Source organism: Paracoccus alkenifer (genome assembly GCF_900108405.1).
GTDB classification, from domain to species: Bacteria; Pseudomonadota; Alphaproteobacteria; order Rhodobacterales; family Rhodobacteraceae; genus Paracoccus; species Paracoccus alkenifer.
In genome coordinates this window covers 354,715-376,807 of record NZ_FNXG01000003.1, presented here as the reverse complement: position 1 = coordinate 376,807, position 22,093 = coordinate 354,715, and the positions used below count along the sequence as shown (strand labels likewise).

At 68.6% G+C, this 22,093-nt stretch carries 20 protein-coding genes; 16 read left to right on the top strand and 4 right to left on the bottom strand.

The genetic code is table 11. The annotated features are described in order from the left end of the window. The first annotated feature begins 21 nt into the window (after positions 1-21). From BLW83_RS10210 to BLW83_RS10195, 4 genes are read left to right on the top strand one after another with little or no spacing between them, the layout of a single operon-like run. Positions 22-915 (top strand): isocitrate lyase/PEP mutase family protein, encoded by an 894-nt coding sequence (locus BLW83_RS10210; protein ID WP_090848088.1) that lies wholly within the window; start codon positions 22-24, stop codon positions 913-915. 55 nt (positions 916-970) lie between these two features. After that, positions 971-2,371, top strand: coding sequence for an FAD-dependent oxidoreductase (locus BLW83_RS10205; protein WP_090848087.1), 1,401 nt, complete (start codon positions 971-973; stop codon positions 2,369-2,371). A 30-nt stretch (positions 2,372-2,401) separates the two neighbouring features. Beyond that, positions 2,402-3,175: an aspartate/glutamate racemase family protein gene (locus BLW83_RS10200; RefSeq protein WP_090848086.1), complete on the top strand. Its 774-nt coding sequence runs from the start codon at positions 2,402-2,404 to the stop codon at positions 3,173-3,175. After that, entirely contained in the window at positions 3,172-3,948 is a 777-nt protein-coding gene (locus BLW83_RS10195; protein ID WP_090848085.1) for an aspartate/glutamate racemase family protein, read from the top strand. Before BLW83_RS10200 ends, BLW83_RS10195 begins: the two co-directional genes overlap by 4 nt. An 88-nt stretch (positions 3,949-4,036) precedes the next feature. On the opposite strand, the gene BLW83_RS10190 is transcribed toward BLW83_RS10195, so the two are convergent. The 4 genes from BLW83_RS10190 to BLW83_RS10175 all read right to left on the bottom strand — a co-directional run bounded on the left by BLW83_RS10190 (position 4,037) and on the right by BLW83_RS10175 (position 8,433). Further along, positions 4,037-4,816 (bottom strand): GntR family transcriptional regulator, encoded by a 780-nt coding sequence (locus BLW83_RS10190; protein ID WP_177172544.1) that lies wholly within the window; start codon positions 4,814-4,816, stop codon positions 4,037-4,039. A 136-nt stretch (positions 4,817-4,952) separates the two neighbouring features. Further along, positions 4,953-5,453: a nucleoside deaminase gene (locus BLW83_RS10185; RefSeq protein WP_218139112.1), complete on the bottom strand. Its 501-nt coding sequence runs from the start codon at positions 5,451-5,453 to the stop codon at positions 4,953-4,955. A gap of 59 nt (positions 5,454-5,512) precedes the next feature. Beyond that, a complete protein-coding gene (locus tag BLW83_RS10180; protein WP_090848083.1) occupies positions 5,513-6,901 on the bottom strand; it encodes an MmgE/PrpD family protein in 1,389 nt (462 codons plus the stop codon). 14 nt (positions 6,902-6,915) lie between these two features. Then, positions 6,916-8,433, bottom strand: a complete 1,518-nt coding sequence (locus tag BLW83_RS10175; protein ID WP_177172543.1) for an amidohydrolase family protein — start codon at positions 8,431-8,433, stop codon at positions 6,916-6,918. A gap of 359 nt (positions 8,434-8,792) precedes the next feature. On the opposite strand from BLW83_RS10175, the gene BLW83_RS10170 reads away from it, so the two are divergent. The 12 genes from BLW83_RS10170 to BLW83_RS10115 all read left to right on the top strand — a co-directional run bounded on the left by BLW83_RS10170 (position 8,793) and on the right by BLW83_RS10115 (position 22,053). After that, positions 8,793-9,851: an extracellular solute-binding protein gene (locus tag BLW83_RS10170; protein ID WP_177172542.1), complete on the top strand. Its 1,059-nt coding sequence runs from the start codon at positions 8,793-8,795 to the stop codon at positions 9,849-9,851. A gap of 202 nt (positions 9,852-10,053) precedes the next feature. Further along, positions 10,054-10,530, top strand: a complete 477-nt coding sequence (gene comJ, locus BLW83_RS10165; protein WP_090848080.1) for a competence protein ComJ — start codon at positions 10,054-10,056, stop codon at positions 10,528-10,530. A 318-nt stretch (positions 10,531-10,848) separates the two neighbouring features. Then, positions 10,849-11,916, top strand: a complete 1,068-nt coding sequence (locus tag BLW83_RS10160) for an ATP-binding protein (RefSeq protein WP_090848079.1) — start codon at positions 10,849-10,851, stop codon at positions 11,914-11,916. A 136-nt stretch (positions 11,917-12,052) separates the two neighbouring features. After that, positions 12,053-13,075 (top strand): substrate-binding domain-containing protein, encoded by a 1,023-nt coding sequence (locus BLW83_RS10155; RefSeq protein WP_090848078.1) that lies wholly within the window; start codon positions 12,053-12,055, stop codon positions 13,073-13,075. A 69-nt stretch (positions 13,076-13,144) separates the two neighbouring features. After that, complete coding sequence (gene pstC / locus BLW83_RS10150; RefSeq protein WP_090848077.1) at positions 13,145-14,329, top strand: phosphate ABC transporter permease subunit PstC; 1,185 nt, start codon at positions 13,145-13,147, stop codon at positions 14,327-14,329. Further along, a complete protein-coding gene (pstA, locus tag BLW83_RS10145; RefSeq protein WP_090848076.1) occupies positions 14,326-15,645 on the top strand; it encodes a phosphate ABC transporter permease PstA in 1,320 nt (439 codons plus the stop codon). Before pstC ends, pstA begins: the two co-directional genes overlap by 4 nt. Before the next feature lie 11 nt (positions 15,646-15,656). Continuing rightward, on the top strand, positions 15,657-16,454 hold the full coding sequence (gene pstB, locus BLW83_RS10140; protein ID WP_090848187.1) for a phosphate ABC transporter ATP-binding protein PstB: 798 nt from the start codon (positions 15,657-15,659) through the stop codon (positions 16,452-16,454). A gap of 11 nt (positions 16,455-16,465) precedes the next feature. Then, positions 16,466-17,206 (top strand): phosphate signaling complex protein PhoU, encoded by a 741-nt coding sequence (phoU, locus tag BLW83_RS10135; RefSeq protein ID WP_090848186.1) that lies wholly within the window; start codon positions 16,466-16,468, stop codon positions 17,204-17,206. Further along, the gene (gene phoB / locus BLW83_RS10130; protein ID WP_090848075.1) at positions 17,191-17,883 is read left to right on the top strand and encodes a phosphate regulon transcriptional regulator PhoB; all 693 of its coding nucleotides are present in this window, start codon (positions 17,191-17,193) and stop codon (positions 17,881-17,883) included. Before phoU ends, phoB begins: the two co-directional genes overlap by 16 nt. A gap of 202 nt (positions 17,884-18,085) precedes the next feature. Then, positions 18,086-19,258, top strand: a complete 1,173-nt coding sequence (locus BLW83_RS10125) for an efflux RND transporter periplasmic adaptor subunit (RefSeq protein ID WP_090848074.1) — start codon at positions 18,086-18,088, stop codon at positions 19,256-19,258. After that, positions 19,258-21,216, top strand: a complete 1,959-nt coding sequence (locus BLW83_RS10120) for a MacB family efflux pump subunit (RefSeq protein ID WP_090848073.1) — start codon at positions 19,258-19,260, stop codon at positions 21,214-21,216. Before BLW83_RS10125 ends, BLW83_RS10120 begins: the two co-directional genes overlap by 1 nt. A 75-nt stretch (positions 21,217-21,291) precedes the next feature. Then, entirely contained in the window at positions 21,292-22,053 is a 762-nt protein-coding gene (locus BLW83_RS10115; protein ID WP_090848072.1) for a LamB/YcsF family protein, read from the top strand. Positions 22,054-22,093: the final 40 nt, after the last annotated feature.

Below are 22,093 nucleotides of genomic sequence, written 5' to 3'. Positions count from 1 at the left end.
CCCGGAAATGGAGAGATACTCATGTCGCTGACACGCACGCGCCGCCTGCGCCAGGCCCTTTCGGGGGACCGCGCCGTCATGGCCCCCGGGGTGGTCGATGCCATGTATGCAAGGCTGGTCGCCGAGGCCGGGTTCGAGGCCATGTACATGACCGGGGCGGGGACTTCGGCCACGCGGCTGGGCTATCCCGATGTCGGGCTGCTGACCATGACCGAGATGGTGGACAACGCCACCCGCATCGCCGACGCGGCCGACCTGCCGCTGATCGCGGACGCCGACAACGGCTTTGGCGGGCCGCTGAACGTGCGCCGTGCCATCCAGCTTTACGAACGTGGCGGCGTCGCCGCGGTGCATCTGGAAGATCAGGTGCTGCCCAAGCGCTGCGGCCATCTGGCCGGCAAGCAGCTGATCGCGGCCGAGGACATGGTGGCCAAGGTCAAGGCCGCGGTCGATGCCCGCGTCGATCCCGATTTCGTCGTCATCGCCCGCACCGATGCGCTGGCGGTCCACGGGCGCGAGGCCGCGCTGGACCGCGCCGCGATGTATCGCGAGGCCGGCGCCGACGTGATCTTTGTCGAAAGCCCGCTGCCCGACGACCTGCCCCATATCGCGCCGCGGTTTCCGGGGGTGCCGTTGCTTTACAACATGGCGACCTCGGGCAAGACGCCGTTCCTGACAAGGGCCGAGATCGAGGCGCTGGGATTCAAGCTGATCATCTATCCGAACTGGCTGCTGCTGTCCGCGCTGGAAGCGGCGCGGCGCACGCTTGAGGTGCTCAGGGCCGAGGAAACCATCGCCTCGGTCGCGCCGGGGGTGATGAGCTTCAAGCAATTCTTCGACACCGCCCGCATGGCCGAGATCCAGGAACTCGAAGCCCGCTATGGCACCTCGCCCGAGCATCGCACCGAGTATTGAAACACCGCGGCGCGCAGCCCCTGTGCGCCGCCCTTGCCAAGGTGAAAGGTCCGATATGGCTGTTCTTTCCGCCGAACATGTCGAGTTTGACGCCGAAATGCCGGTCGTGGTGGTCGGCGCGGGCGCCTGCGGCCTGGTCGCCGCGCTGGCCGCGCATGATGCCGGGGCCGAGGTGATGATCCTTGAACGCGACGCGAGCCCGCAGGGTTCGACCTCGCTGTCGGCGGGGCTGATCCCGGCGGCGGGCAGCCGCTTGCAGGCGCAGGCCGGGATCGACGACAGCCCCGAGGTTTTCGCCGGCGACATCATTGCCAAGACCGATGGGCGCACGCCCCCCGACATGGCGCTGCTGGCCGCGCGGACCTCGGGGCCGATGATCGACTGGCTGACCGAAACCCACGGCATCGAGTTCGAGCTGGTGACAGGTTTCCTTTATCCCGGCCATTCGCGGATGCGGATGCACGGGCCGAAAAGCCGCACCGGCGCCGACCTTGAACAGGCGCTGCTGTCGGCGGTGTCGGCCGCGGGGATCGACCTGATCACCGGCGCCTCGGTCGAGGATCTTTTCGCCGACACGCAAGGCCGGGTCAGGGGGCTGCGGTTCCGCCGCCCCGACGGCGCGCTGGAAACGCTGGGCTGCAAGGCGCTGGTGCTGGCCTGCTGCGGCTTTGCGGGCGATGCGGACATGGTGCGCCGCCATATCCCCGAGATCGCCGACGCCGAATGCTGCGGGCATATGTCGAACACCGGCGACGCGGTGAAATGGGGCCTGAGCCTCGGCGCGGCGGTGGCCGACATGGGCGCCTATCAGGGCCATGGCTCGGTCGCCCATCCCCATTCGCTGCCGCTGTCCTGGGCGGTGGTGACGCAGGGCGGCATTCTTGTGAACACCGAGGGGCGCCGCTTTTCCAACGAGATGCGCGGCTATTCGGAACACGGGGCCGAGGTGGCCGCCCAGCCCGGCCATGTCGCCTGGGACATCTATGACGCGCGCTGCGAGACGGCGGCGCTGGATTTCCACGACTACCGCGAGATCCGCAAGCTGGGCGCGGTCAAGACCGCCGACACGCTTGAGGAACTGGCCGCCGCGACCGGCCTGCCGCCGGCCGCACTGAAGGCCGAATTCGATGCGATCGCCGAGGCCGCCGCCAGCGGGACGCCCGACCGCTTTGGCCGCCGCTTTGGCGCGGGCGACCTGCTGAGGGCGCCATATCTGGCGGTCAAGGTGAACGGGGCGTTGTTTCACACCCAGGGCGGGCTGGTCATCGACGCGGACGCGCGGGTGCTGCGCGAGGATGGCGCCCCCCTGCCCAACCTGATGGCAGGCGGCGGCGCCGCCCGCGGGATCTCGGGCGATTCGAACTATGGCTATCTTTCGGGCAACGGCCTGCTGTCGGCGACGGCCTTTGGCCGGCTGGCCGGGATCAGCGCCGCGCGCATCGCGGCCGGCGCCTAGCCCGCGCATGACTTGGAGGAGGAGGAGAGGGTGAAGAAGGTGCTGGTGATCGTGCCCTTTCCCATGGGCGACGACGATCTGGCGCGCCGGCAGGCGCAGCTGGGCGCCGTCGATCTGGGGCCGGGGATTGCGTTCCATTATCGTGCCGTGCGGGTCGGCCCCAGGAACTATTCCAGCCAGCACGACATGGCGCTGGCGGATTTCTCGATCCTCGATGCCGGGCTGGATGCGCAGGCCGAGGGCTATGACGCGGTCTGCATCGACACCATGTCCGACAGCGGCATGGCGATGCTGCGCTCGATGCTGACGATCCCGGTGATCGGACCGGGGCGCCATGCCATGCTGGTGGCGCAGATGCTGGGCGACAGTTTCTCGATCCTGATGATGTGGGACCGCTGGCGGATGCTTTATACCCGCACGCTGGCCGAGCTGGGGATGGCGCATAAATGCGCCTCGCTGCGCAGCCTTGGCGTCACCCCCGACAACAAGGCGCTGCTGTCGGGCAAAGAGGACGAGGTGTTGCCGCTGCTGCTGGCCGCCGCCCGGCGCTGCATCGACGAGGACGGGGCGCAGGTGCTGATCCTCGGCTCGACCACCATGCACGAGGCCCATGCCTGGCTGGCCGAGCGCGTCGATGTGCCGGTGATCAACCCCGGCCCGCTCAGCTACAAGCTGGCCTCGGTCGCGCTGGATCTGGGGCTGGGCCATTCCCGCACCACATGGCCCGCGCCGCTGGCCCCCAAACACGCCATGATCCGCGCCATCGGCTATGCCGGCGCGGCCTGTCTGGAGAGCGCGCAATGACCCGTATCCTTGTGATCGTGCCCTTTGCGCTGGACGCGGCGGGGCTGGCCAACCGTCAGGCGCAATCGGCGCATGTGCCGCTGCCCGAGGGCTGGGCGCTGACCTATCGCCCGGTGGCCTGCGGGCCGACATCCTTCATGTCGCCGCATGACTGGGGGCTGATGGATCTGGCGATCTTCGAGGCCGGCAGCAATGCGCAGGCCGAAGGCTTCGATGCGGTCTGCATCGACACCATGTCGGATGGCGGCATGGCGGCGCTGCGTTCCGTGCTGGATATTCCGGTGATCGGGGCGGGCAAGGCGTCGATGCTGTATGCGCTGACGCTGGGCGCGCGGTTTTCGGTGCTGGCGCAATGGGACCCGGCCTTGCCGCGCTATCGCAAGGTGATCCGCGAATACGGGTTCGAGGGGCAGTGCGCCTCGGTCCGCAGCCTGAACCAGCCGCCGGATTTCGCCAATCTGCTGACCGGCAAGGAAGATGCGGTGTTCCCGAAGATGCGCGAGGTGGCGATGCGCTGCATCGACGAGGACGGCGCCGACGTCATCTGCCTTGGCTCGACCACCATGCATCAGGCGGCGGAATATCTGGCGGCGGAACTGCCGGTGCCGGTCGTCAATCCCGGCCCGCTCAGCTACAAGCTGATCGAGACCTTTCTGGCGCTGGGCCTGACCCATGGCCGCGCCGCCTATCCCGCCCCGGTCGAGCCGCGGCTGGACATGCTGCACCGGATGATGCGAGCAGGCGCCCGGGCCGAGACCGGCGCTGCGGGCTAAGGGCGCTGCGGGCCAAGGCATGACCAACAAGGCATGACCAAGGCGGGACCGGGGTCGCCCGGCCCGCCCCCCCCCCAACTATGGCCGCTTACTCTGACGGGGTGTCGTGCAGCAGGAAATCCTTGCCCGGCTCGCGCTTCAGCGAGACGCGGTATTCGTAGCGGTCGGCGCAATAGAGGATCTCGGCGGCGTAGAACGGCCCCAGCCGCGCATCGACGAACACCCGGATCAACCGCATCAGCGGCGAGCCGATGGGAACCCCCAGATGCTGGGCGGCGTGTTCGTCGGCCAGGGTCGCGGTCAGCACCTGCTCGACCTGCTCGACGCTGGCCCCGGCCTGCTGGACCAGATGGATCATGGTGGTGTGCGCCATGTCCTCGGCGCTGATCTGAACGCCGATCTCGGGCAGCAGATAGGCCATGGACAGCGAATAGGGGCGCCCGTCCAGCTCGCGCACCCGGATCGCGCGCACCACCTCGGCATCGGGGGCCATTCCCATCAGCCGGGCGATGCGCGGCGGCGCCTCGCCCCGGTCCAGGCTGATGACCCGCAACCGGGTGCTTTCGCCCACCGCGTTCAGATAGCTGAACAGGCCGTTGACGTTCGACACCACCGTGCGGTTCAGCTGCGTGCGCTGGGCGCGGTCGGTGACAAAGGTGCCGCGCCCGCGCATCCGCGTCACCAGCCCCTCGGCCGCCAGGATCTCCATCGCCTTGCGGATGGTGATGCGGCTGACCGCAAAGCTTTCGGCCAGCTCGGCCTCGCTGGGGACGGGGATGTTCTCGGGGTAATAGCCGTTGACGATACGCTCGCGCATCACCGCGTAAACACGATGGTAAAGCGGCGTCGGTGAAACCACCTCGCTCATCGGGTTACCTTTCATGGCTGTGCGGCCGGCCGCCGGTTCTGGGTCCGCCGCGGGCGTCGGGCCGCTGCCGGTCATTGTGTCCGGCAGCCAATCTTGCGGCAAACGGCGAAAGCGTCAAGGATCCGTCGTCATATCGTCATGTCTTTTGCGCAGAGTCCGCCATCCGCTGCGCCCATTCCTTGAGGATGGCGGTGGCGGGTTCTTCGCCGATCTGGATGGCGCGGTCGGGGCGCTGGTCAAGCGGCTGGCAAACATGCGCCTGCGCCGCGGTGTAGCGGGGGACGAAATCCGGCCACAGCGGCGCCAGCGCCTTGCCCGCGCCGGCAAAGGACGCCGCATAGAAGATGCGCGAGATCCCGGCCAGTTCCGCGGCGGCGACGCACATGATGCACGGCTCGCACGAGGTATAGAGATCGCAGCCGGCAAGGCTGGGCCCGTGGCTGGCGCAGGCATCGCGGATCGCCTCGACCTCGCCATGCGCCGTCGGGTCCGAGCGTTCGGCGACGCGGTTGATGCCGCGGCCGATGATCCGGCCCTCGCGCACCACGATGGCGGCAAAGGGGCGCTGGCCCGGCGTTTCAAGCGCGCCGCGCGACATCTCGATCACGGTGTCCATCAGTTCGGTGGGGGTGGTCATTCCTGCCTCTTGTCCAAAGGGGGTTGCCGGGGGCCGGGGGGGCGGGGGGGCGGGGCGGGTCACGCCGCCCGCGTCGGATTGCGCATCAGCTGCCCCAGGGCCGCGACATCGTCCAGCCGGTCTAGGTCCATGATCCGGGCATGGACCGCCTCGGCGTGGGGCACGCTCCAGCAGCGGGTGGCAAGGGACATGTATTTGTCGCGGATCTCGTCCGGGGAATAGGGGTCGGACCAGTCGCCGCGGTTGGTCCTTGTCGCGGCCTCGAGCACCTGCCCGTCGTGCAGGGTGATCCGCACGCGCGCCGGGCGCTGGTCGGGCAGGCGCGCGGTCATCGCCGGATCCTCGCGCAGCACCACCCGCGCCGCCAGCCGGGCGATGGCCGGATCGCGCACCGCGTCCCAGGTAAAGCTGTGCACCCCGCTGTCGCGATGGATCAGCGTCGTCGCGATCGCGAAGGGCAGCGAGAATTTCGCCGCCAGCGTATTGGCCGGCGCCGGGTCGGCCAGCTCGACCGCCAGCGAATAGCTGTCCACCTCGATCCGCGCCACGGTATCGGGGTCGATCTCGCCGCCCTCGCCCGCAAGGATCAGCTGCACCGCGTCGAGCGCGGCGTGGTTGTAGCGACAGCAGGCGTGCATCTTGAAATAGTTGCGGGTGACCTCCCACCGGCTGCCCAGCATGTCGCTGAGCGCGCGGGGATCGAAATCCTCGCCGGCGACCCGGCCGAAGACATGGCCGATCCCGTCGCGCTCGCCGGTCACCCCCGCGCCCAGCATGGCCAGGCACAGCACCCCGGTCTGCCCGGCAAGCCCGGTAAAGCTGTTGCGCACCGTCGCCCCTTCGAGCATGGTCCGCCGGCTGGTGGCAAGGCTGAGCGTCGGCGCCATGTTGAGCAGGCCCCGCATCCCCGCCGCATCGACCTGTCCGATGCGCCCGGCGGCGACGGCGGCGCAGATCACCCCCCAGGTGCCATGCGGGTGCATGGTGGGGCGCAGCCGCGTGCCGATGCCGACGCGGGCGCCGGCCTCATACCCCAGCGCCACCGCCGCCAGCAGCGCCATGCCGGTGGCGTGGCGGGTTTCGGCCAGCGCAAAGGCGGCGGGCAGGGCGTGCATTCCCGGGTGGCCGCGGCTGAACTGGTTGCCTTCGTCCATCTCCAGCCAGGTGCCGGCGGTGCCGTTGAGCAGGGCGGCGCGTTCGGCGGGGACCATGTGGCCGGTGCCGATCACCAGCGCGGACCCGCTGTCGGGGGCGGCCAGCGCCCCGGTCAGCGCCGCCATCTCGGGTTCCGCGGCGCCGCCGACGATGGCGCCGACGCAATCGGCGATGATCAGCTTGGTGCGCGCCACCACCTCGGGGGGCAATTCGGCCGCGGGGAAATCCGCCAGGAAATCGGCAAGCTGGTCAAGGTCGGGGGTGTGCGAGGGGGCTTGGGCGTGGGGGTCCATGATTCCGTCTCTGTTCAGGGGGTTTGCTTGGCGACCGGCAGCGACAGCGGCCACAACTCATCCGCCGAGCGTCCGGCCGCGTCGGGTCTGCTGGCGACGGCCGCGCACATCGCCGCCTGCGGGGCCGTCAGCCCGGCGCCCAGTCCGCGCAGGTCAAGCGTCAGCAGCTCGCCCCCGGCGACGACCTGCGTTCCCCCGACATAGACGTCGCGCACGGCCCGGTCGCCCGCGCAATAGATCAGGCTGCGCAGCGGATCGTGCAGCGGCATCATCCCGGGGTCGGTCAGATCGACGGTAAAGAAATCCGCCTTGCACCCCGGGGCCAGCCGCCCAAGGTCGGGCCGGCCCAGATAATCCGCCGCGCCGCAGGTGGCGGCCCGGAAGATCTCGCCCGCGCCCAGGCTGTAGCCTTGGGTCGAGGGATGGGTTGCGCGGCCGAGGTCGCGGCGCGATTTCAGGCGCGAGACCAGCACCGCCAGCTTCATTTCCTGCAACATGCCGTGCGGATAGGTGTCGTTGCCAAGGGTGACGTTCACTCCGGCGGCAAGATAGTCGCTCAGCGCCTCCATCCCCTCGCCCTGCGCCGCGAAAACGGTGGGGCAGTGGGTCACCGTGGTGCCGGTCTCGGCCAGCAGCCCAAGATCGCGGTGCGCCGGCGCGTGCAGGTCCGAGTGGTGGTCGAGATATAGCCCGTGGCCGATGGCGCTGTTTTCCCCCAGCAACCCGATCTGCGCCGCCCATTGGATCGGGCTTGTCCCGTGGCGGGCCAGGAACTCGGCATATTCGCGGGCGCTTTCGGCCGCATGGACGTGAAAGGGCCGTCCCGTCTGCCGAGCCAGCGCATGGCTTTGGCGCAGCAGGTCGGGGGTGGTCGCCTCAAGCTCGGACGGGGCGACCATGGCGGCAAGCCGGCCGCTGGGATGCGCCTCGGCCGCGTCCATCACTGCCTGCGCATGATCGAACAGCGCGTGGCCGTTGTCGGGCAGCCAGCGATAGCGCAGCAGCCGGTGGTCGCTTACCGACCATTCCGCCGAGGTGAAGAACGGCGCCGCATAGACCCGCGCCCCGGTCGCGGCCAGCGTGTCCAGCCAGCCGTCATAGGGTGCGACCCAATCCATCAGCGTGGTGGTGCCGCCGCACAGCAGCTGCCCGATGCCAAAGGCGGTGCCCGCCGCCTTGGCGGTTTCGGCGGGCTGCAAGATATTCACGTTCTGATAGAATGACGGCAGCAGGTAATTGCAGGCATCCTGCGTGATCCCTTTGCGGATCATCGTCACGTTCGAATGGTAATGGGTGTTGATCAGCCCCGGCAACACCAGCATCTGCCGCCCGTCGATTTCATGATCGACCTTCCCGTCGAAATGCCCGCCGACATGCAGGATGCTGTCGCCGCGAAACACCAGGTCGGCGCCGCGCAGATAATGGAAATCATTCCGCACCCCGTCCCAGGCGACCAGCCATTCCGCCTGCCGGATGCAACTGATCCTGCCGCTGTTCTGCAAGGCGCCAGCGCCGGGGAATTCTGCTGTCATCGAAATCACCTCCGGTTTTGCGATTCCCGCCGGCGGACCGGCAGCGCCGGGTGGGGCGGGACGATGGCGCCAGATGGACGGCGACCGCATATCCGCGATTTCACCCGCAGTTTCCGTTTCAAAAGCCGAATTGCGGCTCTTGCACTTCTATCATTGACTCAATGTCATAAACGTATAATTTTACATTATCAACTCTTAGTGAGGGGCCGATGAGGGGGAATCCCGGCCACTCCGGGCAGTTCGGCGGCGCAATCCCGGGAAACGGGCCGGCCGACAGGAACCATCCGATCTCTTGCCGGCCATGGCTTCCCTATCGGGGCGCCGGCAAGCGGAAAACACAGAGCGAAGGGAGGAACTTGATGAAATACCCGATGATCCTGGCGAGTGTCGCGCTTGGGCTGGCCGCGGGCAGTGCCGCGGCGCGCGACCTTGTGGTGGTGGGCTGGGGCGGGGCGCATAGCGCCGCCATGGAAAAGGCTTTCAACCAGCCGTTCACCGCAGACCGCGACATCACCATCCAGATGGAAAGCTATACCGGCGGGCTGGCGCAGGTGATGGCCCAGGTCGAAAGCAACAATATCCAGTGGCACGTGCTTGAGGCCAATCCCCCCGAGGCGGCGATCGGCTGCGACAACGATCTGCTGGAGCCTTTCCCGCTGGAAACGCTGCCGCCCGGTCTGGACGGCACCCCGGCGGCCGAGGATTTCTATCCCGGCACGCTGCATGAATGCGGCGTCGGCAGCGCGATCTATTCGTGGCTGCTGGCCTATGATCCCAAGTTCTTTCCCGATGCCGAACCGACCAGCGTCACCGATCTTTTCGACCGCGACAGGTTTCCCGTCCGGCGCGGCTTTCTGAAAGCGGCCCGCGGCACGCTGGAACTGGCGCTGATCAGCGACGGCGTGGCCAAGGACCAGATCTACGAGGTGCTCAAGACCCCCGAGGGGGTGGAACGCGCGTTGGCCGTGCTGGACCGGGTCCGGGATCTGTCGGTGTGGTATGACACCTCGGCGCAGGGCACCCAGCTTCTGGCTGATGGCGAGGTGGCGATGACCATCGGCCACAACGGCCGCTTCCACGCCGCGATCGAGCAGGAAAACCAGCCGTTCAAGCTGGCATGGGGTGACCAGATGTGGACCACGGGCATGATGATCGTTCCGCGCGGGACGCCGGTGCTCGACCTGGCCTTCGACTATGTGCGTTTCGCGCAATCGGCCGAAAGCCAGGCGGCATTCGCCAATCTGATGCCCTATGCGCCGGCGCGACAGTCCGCCATGGCGCTGGTCGACCCCGAGATGCACCCGTATCTGTCGACCTACGAGCCGAATTTTGCCACTGCGGTGAAACATGACACCGATTTCTGGACGGAATACGGCGATCTGGTGAACGAGCAGTTCAGCAACTGGCTGTCGCGCTGAGCGCCGGCCCCGTCATCCCTGTCATCCCTGCCGCCGCGCCCCGGCCGGCGGCAGGAAGCCTTGCCTGCTCGCCTGCGGCCCAGTGACGCCGGCGCCACGAACGGGACGCCGCCCGCGGAAAAGCCTTGCGACACGGCGCGGTTGGCGGAATCCTCATGGTGGCCGCGCCGCTTGGCCGCAGTTGCAACCGATGAGGGCAGAGATGCTGGCAGATTTCCCCGTGACCATCGACTATACGCAGATTGTCGTCGAGATCGGCGACCAGCCCGCCCCCGGGCTGCTGTGGACCGATGATCACGTCGCCCAGGGCTTCGCGTGGTCCCAGGGGCTGGTGTCCTTTGGTGTTCCCGACCACGACGGCGGCTCGCGGCTTCAGGTCGAACTCAGCCCCGACGCGGCGCTGGACCCGCAGGCGCTGTGGGCGGTGCAGGTGCCGTTTCGGGTGACCGGTCCGCTGCGGATCGGCAATATCTTCGACCCTACCCCGGTCGCGGTGCCCATGGGCAACTATATCGTGACCTATCAGGGGCTTGCCGACCCGGACTACGCCTATCTGCTGCGGCTGAGCTTTACCGCCGACGACGCCCCCGGCTTTCGCGTCCTGAAACGCGGCGGGGACATCACCGCCGACCAGGTGCTGCGCCGCGACGCCGAGCCTGCGTTTCCGGCCGGACAGTAGCGCCTGCCGGGCAACGACCCGTCCACCCGCCGGGTTGTGGCGTCGTCGGCAATCACAAAAATTCCGCCCCCCATTTCGCCCGCGCCACCGCAGCCCTTTCTTCCTTGCAGAAATATCCCGGGGGTCCGGGGGCAGCGCCCCCGGCTACAAACAAGCCGCGGTCGATGGTGTGAAAGACAAGGCGCCTCCCGGGTCCAGGCCCCGGTGCCATGCCCGCGCCTGCCGCCGCTGCCGTCGCCAGGGCGCGGGGGCGGTCGCCGGGCGGCGAGCCGCGTCCCTGTCTTGCCGCTGTTGCCGCGATAGGTCAGGAAACGGAACATGCCGGGGCTTGGGCCGGATCGGGCAGCGTGGGGGCTGGGGGTGGACAAAGCACAGCTGGACGGGATTCTGGCCGCCGTGCCGCTGCCGATGGTGCTGATCGGGGCCGAGGACCGCATCGTTACCGCCAACGCCCCGGGGCTTGCGCTGCTGGGCGCCGGGCAGGTCGGGCGCCACCATGCCATCGGCCTGCGCCAGCCGGCGCTGCTGGCCGCCATCGGCAAGGCGCTGCGCGAAGGCGTCGGGGGGCAGGCGCATTACGAGGTCATGGGGCCGCGGTCCAGGGTGACCTGGCTGGTCACGGTCACCCCGGTGCCGAATGGCGGCCGCCACGATGCGCTCTGCGCCTTTCAGGACATCACCGAACAGGAACTCATCGGCAGTTTCCGCCGCGATTTCGTGGCCAATGTCAGCCACGAGCTGCGCAGCCCGCTGACCACGCTGGTCAGCATCATCGACACGCTCAGGGGGGCGGCCCGCGACGATCCCGCCGCACGCGACCGCTTTCTGACCGCGATGCAGCACGAGGCGCAGCGTATGGCACGGCTGGTGCGCGACCTGCTGTCGCTGTCGCGGACCGAGGCCGAGGAACGCCGCCGCCCCACCACCCCGGTGGACGTGGCCGAGCTGGCGCGCGATGTGACCGACACGCTGCGTCCGCAGGCCGAGGCCGCGGGGGTGGTGCTGGAGCTGGCGGCGCCCCCGGGCATCCCCCCGATTCCCGCCGATGCCGACCAGTTGACGCAGCTGCTGCAAAACCTGATCGAGAACGCGGTCAAATACGACACTCTGGGCCGGCGCGTCACCGTCAGGCTCTGCCCCGAGCAGGCGGAGGGGATGTTGCGCATCGACGTGGCCGATCAGGGCGAGGGGATCGAGCCCCAGCACCTGCCGCGGCTGACCGAGCGGTTCTATCGCGTGGACCGCGCGCGCTCGCGCGAGCAGGGCGGCACCGGGCTGGGGCTGGCCATCGTCAAGCATATCGTCAATCGCCACCGCGGCCGGCTGGCCATCGCCAGCGAACGGGGCCGCGGCACCACGGTTTCGGTGTTCCTGCCGACCGCCTGACGCAGCCGGTTTGCTGCGGCTGCAATCTTCATCGAACCGTTACAGAACCGTCGTCAAACCGTTGCAGCCGGGCGCTAGACCTGCCCGCATCGACCGTCACCCCGACGGTCGTGCGTGATACGAACAGGAAGACCGTATGTCCTGCATCAGACAGACTGCCTCGATCCTTGCCATTCTGGCCGTGTCGGCCGGCGCTGCCGCCGCCCGCGACCAGGTGCAGGTGGCGGGGTCGTCCACCGTGCTGCCCTATGCCACCATCGTCGCTGAGATCTTTGGCGAAAGCGCCGGATTTCCGACCCCGGTGGTCGAATCCGGCGGCTCTTCGGCGGGGCTCAAGAAGTTCTGCGAAGGCGTGGGCGAAAACACCGTCGACATCGCCAACGCCTCGCGCCGCATCAAGGACAGCGAGATCGAGGCCTGCCGCGCCGCCGGCGTCGCCGACATCATCGAGGTGCAGTTCGGCTATGACGGCATCGTCTTTGCCTCGGACATCGGGGGCAATGCCTTCGCCTTTACCCCGGCCGACTGGTATCGGGGGCTGGCCGCGCAGGTGATCGTGGACGGCAAGCTGGTCACGAACCCCGCCACCAGCTGGGATCAGGTGAACCCGGACCTGCCCGCGCAGCCGATCATGGCCTTTATCCCCGGCACCAAGCACGGCACCCGCGAGGTGTTCGACCTGAACGTGATCGAGCGCGGCTGCAAGGACAGCGGCGCCGAACAGGCGCTGGCTGCGCTGGTCGGTGACGATGCCGCCAAGACCTGCACCACCCTGCGCACCGACGGCCGCGCGGTCGAGATCGACGGGGACTATACCGAAACCCTGTCGCGCATCGACAGCAACAAGGAAGGTATCGGCGTCTTTGGCTTGTCCTTTTACGAAAACAACGCCTCCAAGCTGCAAGTCGCGACGATGAACGGGGTCACCCCTTCGACCGAGACCATCGCGTCGGGCGAATACCCGGTGTCGCGGCCGCTGTTCTTCTACGTCAAAAAGGCACATATCGGCGTGATCCCCGGGCTCAAGGACTACGCCGAGCTGTTCGTCTCGGACGAGATCGCCGGTCCCGGCGGCCCGCTGGCGGAATACGGGCTGGTGCCCGACCCCGAGCTGGCGAAAGCGCAGGCGGTGGTCGCGGACGAGACCGCGCTGGACTGATCCCCAAGGCCGAAACCAGGGCGATCCGGCGGCGTGCCGGATCGCCGAGCCTGCCGACCGGAGGTCCAAGTGTCCCCATTCTGGCTTGTCACCGCAGTGCTGGCGCTGGCCGGTGCCGCCTATGCCCTTGGCCGCGCGCGGGTGCTGTCCGCGGCCGCGGGCGATCACCGCGCCCTGCATTCGCTGCCCGCACATTACGGCTGGGCGGCGGTGCAGATGACGCTGGCCCCGGCGCTGCTGCTGTATCTGCTGCTGTTGCTGGCCGGGCAGGCCGGGCCGGTCGCCGCCGCCGCGGCGCTGGCCTTGGCGCTGGGTGCGCTGATCTGGGCGCTGCGCCGCAACACCCCCGATTTCCGCGCCCGCAACGCGGTCGAGCGCGGGATGATGGCGGTGCTGATCCTCGCCTCGACCATCGCCATCGCCACCACCGCGGGCATCGTGCTGTCGATGCTGTTCGAGACGCGGCATTTCTTTACCCTCTATGACTGGCGCGAGTTCTTTTTCTCGGCCATCTGGGCGCCGCAGTTCCAGGGGCGCTCGCAGCTGGGCATCCTGCCGCTGCTGTGGGGGACGCTGTATATCAGCCTGATCGCGCTGGGCTTTGCGGTGCCGGTGGGGCTGTTCGCGGCGATCTACATGTCGGAATATGCCGGGCGGAGGATGCGGGCGCTGGTCAAGCCGGCGCTGGAAATCCTCGCCGGGATCCCGACCATCGTCTATGGGCTGTTCGCGCTGATCACCGTCGGGCCGCTGCTGCGCGACTGGCTGGCGCAGCCCTTGGGGCTGGGCAGCAGCGCGTCCTCGGTGATGACGGCGGGGCTGGTGATGGGGATCATGCTGATCCCGTTTGTGTCGTCGCTGTCCGACGACATCATCAGCCAGGTGCCGCAGTCGCTGCGCGACGGGGCCTTTGCGCTGGGGGCCACCCGTTCGGAAACCATCCGGCAGGTGATCCTGCCCGCGGCGCTGCCCGGCATCGTCGGCGCGGTGCTGCTGGCCGCAAGCCGCGCCATCGGCGAGACGATGATCGTGGTGCTGGGGGCAGGGGCGGCCGCGCGGCTCAGCCTCAACCCGTTCGAGGCGATGACCACCATCACCGTCAAGATCGTCAGCCAGCTGACCGGCGACAACGACTTTGCCGCCCCGGAAACGCTGGTCGCATTCGCGCTGGGGCTGACGCTGTTCGTGATCACGCTGGGGCTGAACATTGCCGCCCTGGCCATCGTGCGCCGCTATCGGGAGCAATACGAATGAGCATCCCCCAACAGTCATTATTCGCCAGCGACCCCGGCACCGCGCGGCGCCGCGCGGCCGAGGCGCGGTTCCGCGCCTATGGCCTGGGCGCGGTGCTGGTGGGCGTGGCGGCGCTGCTGCTGTTGCTGTCCTCGGTGCTGTCTTCGGGGCTGGGGGCGTTCTGGCAGACGCGGATCCACATCCCCGTCACGCTGGCCGGGGCCGCGCTGGATCCTTTGGGGGGCCGCGATCCGGCGGCCATGCGCAAGGTCACCACCATCGCCTATGGCAAGGTGATCGAGGCGGCGCTGCGGGACGCAATCGCGCAGGCCGGCATCGAGCTGCCGCTGACCGACGCCGAAATCGCGGCGATGCTGTCGAAAGAGGCCCCGGCGCAGCTGCGCAACAAGGTGCTGGCCGATCCCGCGCTGGTGGACGGGACCATCGAGGTCTCGCTGCTGGCGAACGGCCGCATCGACGGCTATCTGAAGGGCCGGGTGACCATGGACAGCGCGCAGCTGGACCGCAACGTCACCCCGCAGCAGCTTTTGCTGGCGGACCGGATGCTGGCGCGGGGGATGCTGTCGCGCGACCTCAACCCCGGTTTCCTGACCGCCCCCGATGCATCCGACCTGCGCCCCGAGGCGGCGGGGCTGGGCGTCGCGATCCTCGGCTCGGCCTATATGATGCTGATCGTGCTGGGGCTGGCGCTGCCGATCGGCGTCGCGTCCTCGATCTATCTGGAGGAATTCGCGCCCAGGAACCGCTGGACCGACCTGATCGAGGTGAACATCGCCAATCTGGCGGCGGTGCCCTCGATCGTGTTCGGGGTGCTGGGGCTGGCCATCTTCATCAACTTTGCCGGGCTGCCGCAGTCGGCGCCCATCGTCGGCGGGCTGGTGCTGACGCTGATGACCCTGCCCACTATCATCATCGCCACCCGCGCGGCGCTGAAATCCGTGCCGCCCTCGATCCGCGATGCGGCGCTGGGGGTGGGGGCGTCGCGGATGCAGGCGGTGTTTCACCACGTGCTGCCGCTGGCCGCCCCCGGCATCCTGACCGGCGCCATCATCGGGCTGGCGCAGGCGCTGGGCGAAACCGCGCCCTTGCTGCTGATCGGGATGGTCGCATTCGTGCGCGAATTTCCCGCCGCCCCGCCCGAGGGCTTTTTCGACCCCGCCCCGGCGCTGCCGGCGCAGATCTACAACTGGACCCAGCGCGCGGACCCGGCCTTTGTCGAACGGGCCTGGGGCGCGATCATCGTGCTGCTGGGGTTCCTGCTGGTGATGAATGCAGCGGCGATCCTGCTGCGCCGGCGTTTCGAGCGCCGCTGGTGATGGAGGCTCTGATGTATGACATGGGGATGGCGCAATCCGTGGCGGCCGAGGCGGCCGGCAAGGTCAGCGCGCGGGGGGTGCAGGTGTTTTACGGCACCACCCACGCGCTGCGCGATGTCGATATCGACATTGCCGACCGGGCGGTGACGGCCTTTATCGGCCCGTCGGGCTGCGGGAAATCGACGTTCCTGCGCTGCCTGAACCGGATGAACGACACCATCCCCGGCTGCCGGGTGCTGGGCGATATCCGGCTGGACGGCGAGGATATCCACGACCCCCGCGTCGATCCGGTGCAGCTGCGGGCGCGGGTGGGGATGGTGTTCCAGAAGCCCAACCCCTTTCCGAAATCCATTTACGACAACGTGGCTTACGGCCCGCGCATCCACGGGCTGGCGCGTTCGCGCGCCGATATGGACGTGGTGGTGGAAAAATCCCTGCGCCGGGCGGCGCTGTGGAACGACGTCAGGGACCGGCTGCACGACGCGGGCACGGGCCTGTCGGGCGGGCAGCAGCAGCGGCTGTGCATCGCCCGCGCCATCGCCACCTCGCCCGAGGTCTTGCTGATGGACGAGCCGTGTTCCGCGCTGGACCCCATCGCCACCGCGCAGATCGAGGAACTGATCCATGAGCTTGCCGACCAGTTCTCGGTGGTGATCGTCACCCACTCGATGCAGCAGGCGTCGCGGGTCAGCCAGCACACGGCTTTCTTTCACCTTGGCGAGCTGGTGGAATACGGCGACACCGAAACGGTCTTTACCAACCCTGTCGATCCGCGCACGGAAAACTATATTACCGGACGGATCGGGTGACGGAGGGCATGATGGACAGGCGACAGCATATCGTCACGGCCTTTGACCGCGACCTGGAAACCATCGAGGCGCTGCTGGCGCGCATGGGCGGGCTGGTCGAGGCCGCAGTGGTGGACGCGATCCGCGCGCTGGAAACCCGCGACGAGGATCTGGCCGAGGCCGTGCGCCGCGGCGACAAGGCCATCGACGCGCTGGAGGAACAGATCGACATCGAGACCGCGCGGCTGATCGCGCTGCGTGCGCCCACGGCGTCGGACCTGCGCTATGTGCTGGCCACGATGAAGATCGCGGCGGCGCTGGAACGCTGCGGCGATTACGCCAAGAACCTGGCGCGGCGTTCCACCGTTCTGGCGCAGATGCCGGCGATCGACGGCGCCTCGGGGTCGATCCGGCGCATGGGCGACGCGGTGCGGTTGCAGATGAAGAACGCGCTGGACGCATTCATCCAGCGCGACCTTGAACTGGCCGAGCAGGTGCGGCTGGGCGATCACGACGTGGACCAGATGTATAACACCCTGTTTCGCGAATTCCTGACCCACATGATGGAGGATCCGCGCAACATCACCGCCTGCATGCACCTGCATTTCATCGCCAAGAACATCGAGCGCATGGGCGACCACATCACCGGCATTGCCGAGCAGGTGATCTATCTGATCACCGGCAACCTGCCCGACGACGAACGCCCCAAGGCCGACCACACCGCGCTGGCCGCCGGCGACCACACGCAGGAGGGCGCATGGCAGTCGCCGTAAAGCCGCTGATCCTGCTGGTCGAGGATGAACCGGCGCAGCGCGACGTGATCGCCTATAACCTTGCGGCCGAGGGCTATCAGGTGGCCGAGGCCGGCGACGGCGAAGAGGCGATGCTGCTGGTCGCGGAAAACCCGCCCGATCTGGTGATCCTGGACTGGATGATGCCGAAGCTGTCGGGGATCGAGGTCTGCCGTCGGCTCAAGTCCGACCCCGCCACCCGTGCGATCCCGGTGATCATGCTGTCGGCGCGGCTGGACGTGCCCGACCGGGTGCGCGGGCTGGAAACCGGCGCCGACGATTATGTGGGCAAGCCCTATTCCGTGGCCGAGCTGATGGCCCGTATCCGCGCCAACCTGCGGCGGGCGCATCCCGCCGCCGCCGGCGCGGTGCTTGAATTCCGCGACCTGCGGCTGGACGCCGAGACCCACCGCGTCACCCGCGCCGGCCACGAGATCGAGCTGAGCCCGACCGAATTCCGCCTGCTGGCCACGCTGATGGAAAAGCCGGGGCAGGTGCTTAGCCGCGAACGGCTGCTGGACCGGGTCTGGGGCCGCGACATCCACGTCGAATCGCGCACCGTCGATGTGCATGTCGGGCGGCTGCGCAAGGCGCTGTGCCAGCACGGGGGCGACGACCTGCTGCGCACCGTTCGCGGCGCGGGCTACGCGCTGGGCTGACCCCGGCCGGTTCCCGGCACCGCGGCACGCCGGCCGCAACCCCTTTCGTCCCATCACAAATTGCCGCGGCTTTGTGACAGCGCGCGCAATGGACGGGCCTTGCGGCCTGTGGCAATGATCCGCCAAAGGGCGCGCCCCGGTATTCCGGGGCCGCTGGCTGCCCGGCAGGGGCGGCCATGCCCGCGTGGAAACGGAGACCGGCATGAAGCTGCGCAGGATGCATCTGGCGGTGCTTGCCGCCGTCGTGGCGGCGGGGGTCGGGGGCTGGCTGCTGTTTGCGGGCAGCGCACCGGCGCCGGTGCCCAGCCTTGCGCCGGTGCAGCGCGGCACGGTCACCCGCTCGGTCCTTGCGTCGGGGATGCTTGAGGCGCGCCAGCTGGTCAGCGTGGGCGCGCGGGTGTCGGGGCAGGTGGAAACCCTTGCCGTGGTGCTGGGCCAGCAGGTCAAGGCCGGTCAGGTGATCGCCCGCATCGATTCCCAGGACCAGCAGAACGCCCTGTTGCAGGCCGAGGCCGCGCTGGCCGGCATCGATGCCCAGATCGCCGCGAAAGAGGCCACGCTGGAACGCGGCGAGCGGGTGCTGGCCCGGCAGCAGGCGTTGCAGGCGCAGAATATCGCGTCGAAAGAGGCGCTCGACACCGCCACCGCCGATGTGCTGATCTATCGCGCCGACCTTGACGCGCTGCACGCGCAAAAGGCCAGCGCCGAGGTCACCGTCTCGACCGCGCGGGTGGCGCTGGAACGCACGCAGATCACCGCGCCGATCGCGGGCACGGTGGTGGCGATCCTGGTCAAGCAGGGCCAGATGGTCAACGCGGCGCAATCCGCCCCGACCATCGTCAAGATCGCCGATCTGTCCACGATGCTGGTCAAGGCCGAGATTTCCGAGGCCGACGTGATGAATGTCGCGTCGGGGCAAAGCGTTTCCTTTACCACGCTGGGCGCGAGCGACCGGCCCTTTCAGGCGGTGGTGCGCGACATCGAACCCGCGCCGACCGAAATCGAAAGCAGCGACACCATCTCGTCGGACCGGGCGATCTATTACAACGGCCTGCTTGAGGTCGAAAACCCCGAGGGGCGCCTGCGCATCGGCATGACCGCCGAGGTCTCGATCGAGCTGGACCGCGCCGAGGACGTCCTGACCGTGCCCGCAGCCGCCGTGAAACGGGACCGCGCCGGCCAGTATGTCGAGATCATGGACCCCGTCACCGGTTCGGCCACCCGGCGCGAGGTCGTGGCCGGCCTTAGCGACAAGGTCGTCACCGAGATCCGCGACGGGCTGGCCGAGGGCGAGCGCGTCGTGACCGGCACCGCCGCCCCCGCCCCCGCCAGAGCCGCGGCAGGGGAACGGATGCGGCCGCCGAGGATGTTCTGATGGACACCGGCGCGCAGCCGCCGCTGATCTCGGTGCGCGGCATCACCCGCAGCTTTGCCGCCGGCGCGGAAACCATCACCGTGCTGCGCGACATCGACCTGGATATCAGGGCGGGCGAGCTGGTGGCGATCATGGGCGCCTCGGGTTCGGGCAAGTCCACGTTGATGAACATCCTGGGCTGTCTCGACCGGCCCAGCAGCGGCAGCTATCATTTCGGCGGCCGCGATGTGGGCGCGCTTGAACCCGACGAATACGCCGGGCTGCGGCGCGAGCATTTCGGCTTTATCTTTCAGCGCTATCAGCTGCTGGGCGATCTGGACGCCGTCGGCAATGTCGAGGTGCCCGCGATCTATGCCGGCGCCGGCCGCGAGCCGCGCCGCGCCCGGGCGCGCGAATTGCTGGGTCGTCTGGGTCTGGCGGACCGGCTGGACCATCGCCCGTCCGAACTGTCGGGCGGGCAGCAGCAGCGGGTCTCGGTCGCGCGGGCGCTGATGAACGGCGGCGAGGTGATCCTTGCCGACGAACCCACCGGCGCGCTGGACACCAAAAGCAGCGCCGAGCTGATCGCCCTGCTGCTGGAACTGCACCGGCAGGGCCACACGATCATCATCGTGACCCACGATCCCAAGGTGGCGGCCCATGCCCATCGCACCATCGAGATCAGCGACGGCCGCATCGTGGCCGACAGCGGCAGCCCCCCCGACAATGGCGGCAGGGCTGCTCGCGCAGCGACCCCTCGCCGGGCCGGCGCGGCATTTTCCGCCGCGACCCGCCTGCGCGAGGCGCTGAGCATGGCGCTTATCGCCATGATGGCGCACCGGATGCGCAGTTTCCTGACCATGCTCGGCATCATCATCGGCATCGCCTCGGTCGTGCTGGTGGTCGCGCTGGGGTCCGGCAGTCAGGAAAAGGTGCTGGAAAACATCTCGTCGCTGGGCACCAACACCATCACCGTGCGGGCGGGATCGGGGTTCGGCGCCCGCAACGCGGGACGGATCGAGACGCTGGTCCCCTCGGACGCCGCGGCGCTGGCGTTGCAGGATTACGCCGCGGGGGTGTCGCCCGCGGTTTCGGCCAGCGCCACCGTGCGCCATGGCGCCACCAGCGCCAGCGCGCAGATCAGCGGGGTCAGCGGCGAATATTTCGCGCTGCATTCCTATGTGACCGTGGCGGGCAGCATCTTTGACGCGGCCGACATCGCGACGCTTTCCCAGGTCGCCGTCATCGACGAAGACACGCGCGACGCGTTTTTCGAGCGCGGCGCGGACCCGACCGGCGAGGTGCTGCATCTGGGGCAGGTGCCTGTGCGGGTGATCGGCGTGGTGCGGGCGGGCGGCGCCTCGTTCGGGCCAAGTTCGCTGAACGTGTGGATGCCCTATACCACGGTCATGTCGCGGGTGTCGGGGCAGCGGCATCTCAGCAGCATCGGGGTGCAGATCGCCGACGGCCACGACATGGCGCAGGCGCAGCAGCAGATTTCCGCGCTGATGCTGTCGCGCCACGGTGTGCAGGATTTCTTTTTGCAAAACAGCGACACGATCCGCGAGACGCTGACCTCGACCACGCGCACCATGACGGTTCTGGTGGCGGCCATCGCCGTCATCTCGCTGATTGTGGGCGGCATCGGGGTGATGAACATCATGCTGGTCTCGGTCACCGAGCGCACCCGCGAAATCGGCGTCCGCATCGCCGTGGGCGCAAGGCGCTCGGACATCACCGCGCAATTCCTGATCGAGGCGGTGCTGGTCTGTCTTATCGGCGGGGTGCTGGGGGTGGCGCTGGCGATCGGCGGCGGAATGCTGGCCGGGTCGTTGACGGATGTCATGAGGCTGAGTTTCTCGACCCTGTCGATCGTGGCGGCGTTCCTGTCCTCGACCGCGATCGGCGTGATGTTCGGGTTCCTGCCGGCCCGCGCCGCCGCGCAGCTGGATCCCGTCGTCGCGCTGAGCCGCGACTGACCCCCCCTGCATCTTGCACAAACCGGCCAGCGGGTGTTCCATCCGGGCTGGCTGACGAAAGGGCAAGCGGAACGGATGCGGATCGACCTGAACTCGGATCTTGGCGAAGGCTTTGGCCCGTGGGTGATGGGCGATGATCCCGCGATGCTGGATGTCGTCACCTCGGCCAATATCGCCTGCGGGGGCCATGCGGGCGACCCTCAGACCATGTTCGCCACGCTGCGGCTGGCGGCGGCGCGCGGCGTCGTGGTCGGTGCGCATCCGGGCTATCCCGACCGCGAGGGGTTCGGGCGCCGGGTGATCCCGATGCAGCCGGCCGAAATCGGGCGCATGGTCGCGGCGCAGGTGGGCGCGTTGCAGGGCGTTGCCGCGCTGGCCGGCGCGCGGGTGCGCTATGTGAAACCGCACGGCGCGCTGGGCAATCTTGCCGCCGAGAACCGCGAGGTGGCCGATGCCGTTGCGGCCGCGGTGGCGGCGCTGCCGGGCGGTCTGGCGGTGCTGGCGATCTCGGGCACCGAGCTTGAGCTTGCGGCCCGCGCCGCCGGCATGGCCGTGTTTTCCGAGATCTTCGCCGACCGTGCCTATCTGCCCGACGGCCGGCTGGTGCCGCGCACGCAGCCCGGCGCGGTGCTGCACGATGCCGGGCAGGCGGCCGAGCGTCTGGCCCGCTTTCTGGACAGCGGGCTGATGCCGGTGATCGGCGGCGATCCGATCCCGCTGGCCGCGCATTCCGTCTGCGTGCATGGGGATTCGGCGGGTGCGGTCGCGATGGCGCGGACGCTGCGGGCGCGGCTGGATGCGGCGGGCGTGACCGTCGCGCCGTTCCTGTCGGGCTGAGGGGCGATGGCAGTCACCTTGCCAAAGGCGCGCCGCAAGT